The organism is Angustibacter aerolatus, assembly GCF_054776675.1.
Genome location: NZ_BAAHBM010000132.1, coordinates 1 through 6,485 on the forward strand (window position 1 = coordinate 1; position 6,485 = coordinate 6,485).

Sequence of the window (6,485 nt, forward strand, 5' to 3'; positions counted from 1 at the left end):
CAGCACGGCGGCCGCGGCGACGCCCGCGAGCAGCCGTCGCCGGCGGCCCGGCGAGCGGGTGGGCTGGTCCGGCAGCAGCGCCGCACCGGCGAGCAGCGCCGCGGTGACGATGCGCAGCGGCGCCTCGGGCAGCTCGCGCAGGTCGGAGACGCCCTCGATGCGCTCGCCCTCCGGTGCCGTGGGGTCGACGCGGCGGTCGAGCAGGCGGGCCAGCTCGTCCTCGACGCGGCCGAGCAGCTCGTGCGTGACGTCGGGCGCGGGCTCCCACTGGTCGTCGGTCTGCACCTTCTCCATGGCCCGCCGCCGGGCCATGCGGGTGGGGAAGCTGGCCTGCTCGACGGCCTCGACGGTCCAGCCGCCGGCCGGCTCGTCGGGCATCGGCGTGACGACCTCGAGGCGGGGCACGTAGGGCTCGACCACGGGCACGTCGGCCCTGGGGGCGCGCTGGCCCGCGGGCCGGGGGCGGCCGCGCTGGCCACCCTGCTGAGCACCGTGCTGCCGGCTGCGCGGCGGACGGCCGCTCTCGGCGTCCCTGGCCGGGCGGGCGGGGCGGGGCGGACGAGCGGCGGCGGGGCGGTCGTCGGCAGCCGCCGGGCGCGGCAGCGAGCGGAAGTCGGTCACCCGTCCGCGGGCGTCGGCCCCGGCGTCGGCCCCGGGGCCGTCCTGCGGGGCGGGTGGCCCGGCGGGTCGCCCGGTCGCCGCGGCGACCTCGGGACGTCGTCCCGCGCGGGTGCGCACGCGCCGTCCGCCAGGCCCCGGTCGGGGGCCCGCGGGGGTCGCGCCGGGGGTCGGGTCGGAGGGGCGGCCGGTGTCGCCGTCAGGGAGGAGCAGGTCTGCCACGTCCTACCTGTCGGCAGGTTCACCCGTTCGGTAGAGCCCGTACTTCGCGATGTACTGCACGACGCCGTCGGGCACGAGGTACCAGACCGGCTGACCGGCCCGCACGCGCTCGCGGCAGTCGGTCGAGGAGATCGACAGCGCGGGGATCTCGAGCAGGCTCACCCGCTCGGGCGGCAGCCCCTGCAGCGACAGCTCGTGGCCGGGCCGGGTGACCCCCACGAAGCGCGCGAGGTCGAACAGCTCGTCGGCGTCCTTCCACGACAGGATCTGGGCCATCGCGTCGGCACCGGTGATGAAGTGCAGCTCGGTGTCGGGGTGCTCGTCGCGCAGGTCGCGCAGCGTGTCGATGGTGTACGTCGGGCCGTCGCGGTCGACGTCGACCCGGCTCACCGTGAAGTCGGGGTTCGACGCGGTGGCGACCACCGTCATCAGGTAGCGCTGCTCGGCGGGGCTGACGCGACGGTCGTCCTTCTGCCAGGGCCGGCCGGTGGGGACGAACACCACCTGCTCGAGCCCGAACACGCTCTGCACCTCGGCGGCGGCCACGAGGTGCCCGTGGTGGATCGGGTCGAACGTGCCGCCCATCACGCCGATGCGGCGCGGCCCGGCCACGTCAGCGGTGCTTGTTGCCCACGTGACGGAAGGCCCAGGTCAGCCCCAGGAGCAGCAGGAACACCGCGAACGCCGTGATCCCGAACATCACCGGCGTCATGGGCAGCTCCTGCCCGCGCTCGGTGGTCGCTGCGAGGAGGTGGGTCATCGGCGCTCCGTCTGAGGTGGGCTGATCGGGCTGGGGCATACCGGTGCCCGCACCGGTGCCGACTACAGTCTGTCAGAAGCGCTCGGCCGAGCCAGAGGAGCCCGACATCACCGCGCCCGTCCTGTCGGTCGTCGTCCCCGCCTACGACGAGGCCGAGGTGCTGCCGCTGTTCGCGCAGCGTCTCCGGCCGGTGCTCGACGACCTCGGCGAGCCGTACGAGGTGCTGGTCGTCGACGACGGCAGCACCGACGCCACGCCCGCGCTGCTCGAGCGGCTGCGCCGCGAGTGGCCCTCGCTGCGGGTGGTGCGGCTGCGCGCCAACAGCGGCCACCAGGCGGCGCTGACGGCGGGGCTGGCCCGGGCCCGCGGCGACTGGGTGGCCAGCATCGACGCCGACCTGCAGGACCCGCCCGAGGTGCTGGGCGCGATGCTGCAGGCGGCCCGCTCGCAGGGCGTCGACGTCGTCTACGGCGTCCGCACCGACCGCACCACCGACTCGGTCTTCAAGCGCACGACGGCGAGCCTGTTCTACCGGCTGATCCGCCGGCTGGCCGGCACCAGCGGCCCGGCCCAGGCCGGCGACTTCCGGCTGATGAGCCGGGCCACCGTCGACGCGGTGAACACGCTGCCCGAGGCCAACCGGGTGCTGCGGCTCGTCGTGCCCGCCCTCGGCTTCCCGAGCACGTCGGTCGGCTACGCCCGGGAGGTGCGCGCGGCCGGCCGCTCGAAGTACCCGCTGGCGCGGATGCTGCGGCTGTCGGTCGACGGCGTCACCGGCTTCTCGATCGCGCCCCTGCGCATCGCCACCTGGTTCGGCCTGCTCGGCGGCGTCGCGGCGATCGCCCTGCTGCTCTACGCGTTCGTCGCGTTCCTGCGCGACGAGACCACGCCCGGCTGGACGTCGACCTTCGTGGTGGTCGCCGCCGTCGGCGCGGTGCAGCTGCTGTGCCTGGGGCTGCTCGGCGAGTACGTCGGGCGGATGTACACGCAGCTGCAGGGGCGACCGACGTACCACGTGGCCTACGACTCGGCCGCTCCCCCGGCGGCCGACCCTCAGGGACGCCGGCAGGTCACCAGCAGCGAGACGCCGGGCAGCGAGCGCACCGGCAGGTAGCGCTCTGCGGTGATCACGCCGCGCAGCGCGGTGTTCAGCCACGGCGCCAGCTCGCCCAGGTCGCTGCCCCGGCTGACCCGGCGGCGCACCTGCACCACCGGCCGCAGCAGCACGTTCCAGCTGTGCAGCGGCCCGACCTGCAGCCCGGCCCGCACCAGCAGCGAGGTCAGCGTCGCGCGGGTGTAGCGGCGCACGTGCAGCACCGCCTCGTCGTGCTCCGACCACAGCCGCGGGTCGCACGGCACCGCCACCACGAAGTGCCCGCCCGGGCGCAGGGAGCGGGCCACCTCGCGCACCGCGGCGTCGTCGTCCTCGATGTGCTCCAGCACGTCGAACGCCACCACCAGGTCGAGGCTCGCGTCGGCCACCGGCAGCCGCGTCGCGTCGGCCCGCAGCGTCGCCAGACCGCGCGAGCGGGCCACGCCCGCGCCCTCCTCGCCGTACTCCAGCGCCGCGGCGTCCCAGCCGAGCGCGCGCAGCACCCGGGTGTTGCCGCCCCCGGCGGCCCCGACGTCGAGCGCCCGGCCCGGCACCAGGCCGCGCACCTCGCGGGCGAGCAGGTGCCGGCGCTCGCGGTACCACCAGTGCGCGTCCTCGAGCTCGGCCAGCTTGCGCACCTCGGTGGCTTCCACGGCCCGCATCCTGCCAGCACCGGCGCCGGCGGGGCCTGCCGGTGCGGGCGCCGCGGTCGTACGCTCTGCGGCGTGAGCACGCCCACCACCGCCGTCGACCTCGACCGGCACGTCTACGGCTCCCCCGACGCGACCTGCACGCTGGTCGAGTACGGCGACTTCGAGTGCCCGTACTGCGGTGCCGCGGCGCCCGTGCTGCGCGAGCTCGTCGACACCTCCGAGGGCCGGGTCCGGCTGGTGTTCCGGCACTTCCCGCTGTTCCAGAAGCACCCGTTCGCGCTCGCCGCGGCGCTGGCGGCCGAGGCGGCCGGCGACCGGTTCTGGGCGATGCACGACGTGCTGTTCGCGCACCAGGAGAAGCTCGGCGCCACCGGCTTCCGGGCGATCGCGGTGAAGGCCGGCGTCGAGCACCCGGACGACGTCGTCGGCGCTGCCGCGCAACGGTTCCAGCCGATGGTGCAGGCCGACTACCGCAGCGGCGCCGACCTCGGCGTCCGCGGCACGCCCACGCTGTTCGTCGACGGCCGCGTCTACACCGGGCGGCTCGAGCTGGCCGCCCTGCGGTCAGGCCTCGACCTGGGTCGCCGCTGACACCGGGTCGAGCCAGGGGCCGTCCGGCAGGTCGGGTACCTCGTCGGTGTCGACCGAGCACAGCGGCAGCCGCTCGCCCAGCCACCGCAGCAGCACCGAGCCCAGCACCGCCGCGAGCAGCGACCCGGTGAGCACGCCGATCTTCGCCTCGGACTGCAGCCGCGGGTCGTCGAAGGCGAGGTCGGTGATGAACAGCGAGATGGTGAAGCCGATGCCGGCCAGCACCGCGCCGCCGACCAGGTGGCCGTAGCGCACCTGCCCGGGCAGGTCGCCGAGCCTCGTGCGCAGCGCGATCGCCGCGAGCGCCGAGATGCCGACGGCGTTGCCGACCAGCAGCGCCAGCACGATCGCCAGCGTGAGCGACGACGACGCCGCGGCCCGCAGCGCCGCGCCGTCGAGCAGCACCCCGGCGTTCGCCAGCCCGAACAGCGGCACGACGAACGACGCGCTCACCGGGTGCAGGGCCTCCTGCAGCCGGTCGTTGGCGGCGACGGTGGCGCGCGCGGCCGACGTCGCCAGCCGCACGCGGGTCGGGCTGGGCGCCTCGGCGACCGCCCGGCCGTAGTACCGCAGCCGGTCGCGCTGCTCCTGCGGCACGTGCGCCGCCGGCACCGTGACGCCCATCAGCACGCCGGCCAGCGTGGGGTGGACGCCGGAGGCGCTGACCGCGACCCAGAGCGCGAGCCCCACCAGCACGAACGGCGTCAGCCGCCACACCCGCAGCCAGCGCATCGCGACCAGCACGGCCAGCAGGAGACCCGCCACCACGAGCGCCGGCACCGAGACCGAGTCGGTGTAGAAGAGCGCCATCACGGTGATCGCGCCGATGTCGTCGACGATCGCCAGCGTCAGCAGGAACAGCCGCAGCTGGTCGGGGCAGCGCGGCCCGAACAGCGCGAGCACGCCGACGAGGAACGCGGTGTCGGTCGACATCGGGATGCCCCAGCCGGCTGCCGCCGGACCGCCGTGCTCGAACGCGGTGAAGATGAGCGCCGGCAGCGCCAGGCCGCCGACCGCGCCGAGCGCCGGCACCACGACGGCGCGGGGGTTGCGTAGCTCGCCGACCGTCACCTCGCGGCTGATCTCGAGCCCCACCACCAGGAAGAAGATCGCCATCGCGGCGTCGTTCACCCAGTGCCGCAGGTCGAGACCCCAGCTCATCGACCCGACCCTGATCTCGGTCGCGGTGTGCCAGAACGACTCGTACGTGCCGCCCGGCAGGTTCGCCCAGACCAGCGCGAGCACCGTGGCGACGAGCAGCAGCATCGCGCCGCCGGCCTCGTTGGCCAGGAACCGCTGCAGCGGCGGCGACACGAAGGGCAGCGGCACCCGCAGCCGCAGGGCGGGGCCGGGGCGCCCCGGGCGGGGCAGCAGGCTCTGCGTGCTCACCTGCTCAGGCCCGCACGTGACCGTCGCCGGTGACCACCCAGGTCGTGGTCGTCAGCTCGGCCAGCCCCATCGGACCGCGGGCGTGCAGCTTCTGGGTCGAGATGCCGATCTCGGCACCCAGCCCCAGCTCGCCGCCGTCGGTGAACCGGGTCGACGCGTTCACCATGACGGCAGCGGCGTCGACCTCGGCGACGAACCGGCGGACGGCGCCGACGTCCTCGCTCACGATGGCCTCGGTGTGCCCGGTCGACCAGCGGCGCACGTGGGCCAGCGCCGCGTCGAGGTCGTCGACGACGCGGACGGCGAGGTCGAGCGACAGGTACTCGCGGCCCCAGTCGTCGTCGCTCGCCGACTCGGCGCGCACCCCGGCCGCGGCCGCCGCGGCGACCACCTCGGCGTCGCCGTGCAGCGTGACGCCCGCGGCGTCGAGCGCCGGCACGACCAGCGGCAGGAAGTCCGCGGCCACCGCCCGGTGCACCAGCAGCGTCTCGGCCGCGTTGCACACGCTCGGCCGGTGGGCCTTGGCGTTCACCGCGATCGCCACCGCCTTGGCGAGGTCGGCGGCGGCGTCGACCACGACGTGGCAGTTGCCGACGCCGGTCTCGACCACCGGCACCGTCGACCCCTCGACGACGGTGCGGATGAGGTCGGCGCCGCCGCGCGGGATGAGCAGGTCGACGAGGCCGCGCGCCGTCATCAGGTGGCGCACCTCCTCGCGCGGGCCGTCGAGCAGCGTCACCGCGTCGGCCGGCAGCCCGTGCGCCGTCAGCACCTCGCGCAGCACCCCCACGAGGGCGCGGTTGGTGTGCGCCGCTGCCGAGCCACCGCGCAGCACCACGGCGTTGCCGCTCTTCAGCGCCAGCCCGGCGGCGTCGACCGTCACGTTGGGCCGCGCCTCGTAGACCATCGCCACGACGCCCATCGGCACCCGCGTCTGGCGCACCTCGAGCCCGTTGGCCAGCCGCTGGCCGCGCACCACCTCGCCCACCGGGTCGGGCAGCGCCGCGAGGTCGCGCAGCGCCGCCGCCGTGGCCGCGACGCGCGGCTCGTCGAGCCGCAGCCGGTCGAGCAGCCCCTGCGCCAGGCCGGCCCGAGCAGCGCCACGGTGTGGACGTCGTGCCCGCAGGCGTGGGCCAGGCCGTCGACGGTCGACCGCCAC

7 protein-coding genes and 1 pseudogene are annotated in these 6,485 nt (G+C 75.7%); 2 read left to right on the top strand and 6 right to left on the bottom strand.

Features of this window, described 5'->3' with window-relative positions:
• From ACYVI6_RS17720 to ACYVI6_RS17730, 3 genes and pseudogenes are all read right to left on the bottom strand, one after another.
• Nucleotides 1-738 (bottom strand): annotated as a pseudogene (locus tag ACYVI6_RS17720) (hypothetical protein); the annotation flags it as partial.
• 105 nt (nt 739-843) lie between these two features.
• On the bottom strand, nt 844-1,452 hold the full coding sequence (gene nadD / locus ACYVI6_RS17725) for a nicotinate-nucleotide adenylyltransferase (RefSeq protein ID WP_460447632.1): 609 nt from the start codon (nt 1,450-1,452) through the stop codon (nt 844-846).
• Nucleotide 1,453: 1 nt separating this feature from the next.
• A complete protein-coding gene (locus ACYVI6_RS17730) occupies nt 1,454-1,600 on the bottom strand; it encodes a hypothetical protein (RefSeq protein WP_460447633.1) in 147 nt (48 codons plus the stop codon).
• A 121-nt stretch (nt 1,601-1,721) separates the two neighbouring features.
• Between ACYVI6_RS17730 and ACYVI6_RS17735 the strand changes: the two genes are divergently transcribed.
• Nucleotides 1,722-2,714, top strand: a complete 993-nt coding sequence (locus ACYVI6_RS17735) for a glycosyltransferase family 2 protein (protein WP_460447638.1) — start codon at nt 1,722-1,724, stop codon at nt 2,712-2,714.
• Here ACYVI6_RS17735 and ACYVI6_RS17740 read toward each other — a convergent pair.
• Complete coding sequence (locus tag ACYVI6_RS17740) at nt 2,654-3,346, bottom strand: class I SAM-dependent methyltransferase (protein ID WP_460447634.1); 693 nt, start codon at nt 3,344-3,346, stop codon at nt 2,654-2,656. The two genes, ACYVI6_RS17735 and ACYVI6_RS17740, sit on opposite strands and share 61 nt — an antisense overlap.
• 72 nt (nt 3,347-3,418) lie before the next feature.
• Between ACYVI6_RS17740 and ACYVI6_RS17745 the strand changes: the two genes are divergently transcribed.
• Nucleotides 3,419-3,937, top strand: a complete 519-nt coding sequence (locus ACYVI6_RS17745; RefSeq protein WP_460447635.1) for a DsbA family protein — start codon at nt 3,419-3,421, stop codon at nt 3,935-3,937.
• Here ACYVI6_RS17745 and nhaA read toward each other — a convergent pair.
• Nucleotides 3,911-5,326, bottom strand: coding sequence for a Na+/H+ antiporter NhaA (gene nhaA / locus ACYVI6_RS17750; protein WP_460447636.1), 1,416 nt, complete (start codon nt 5,324-5,326; stop codon nt 3,911-3,913). The genes ACYVI6_RS17745 and nhaA overlap by 27 nt on opposite strands.
• 4 nt (nt 5,327-5,330) lie before the next feature.
• Nucleotides 5,331-6,485: glutamate-5-semialdehyde dehydrogenase (locus tag ACYVI6_RS17755; protein WP_460447637.1), on the bottom strand; the 1,155-nt coding region annotated here is incomplete at its 5' end.

Excerpts from the sequence above, each read along its gene's own strand:
- ACYVI6_RS17730 (WP_460447633.1), bottom strand. The coding sequence starts at position 1,600 with ATGACCCACCTCCTCGCAGCGACCACCGAGCGCGGGCAGGAGCTGCCC.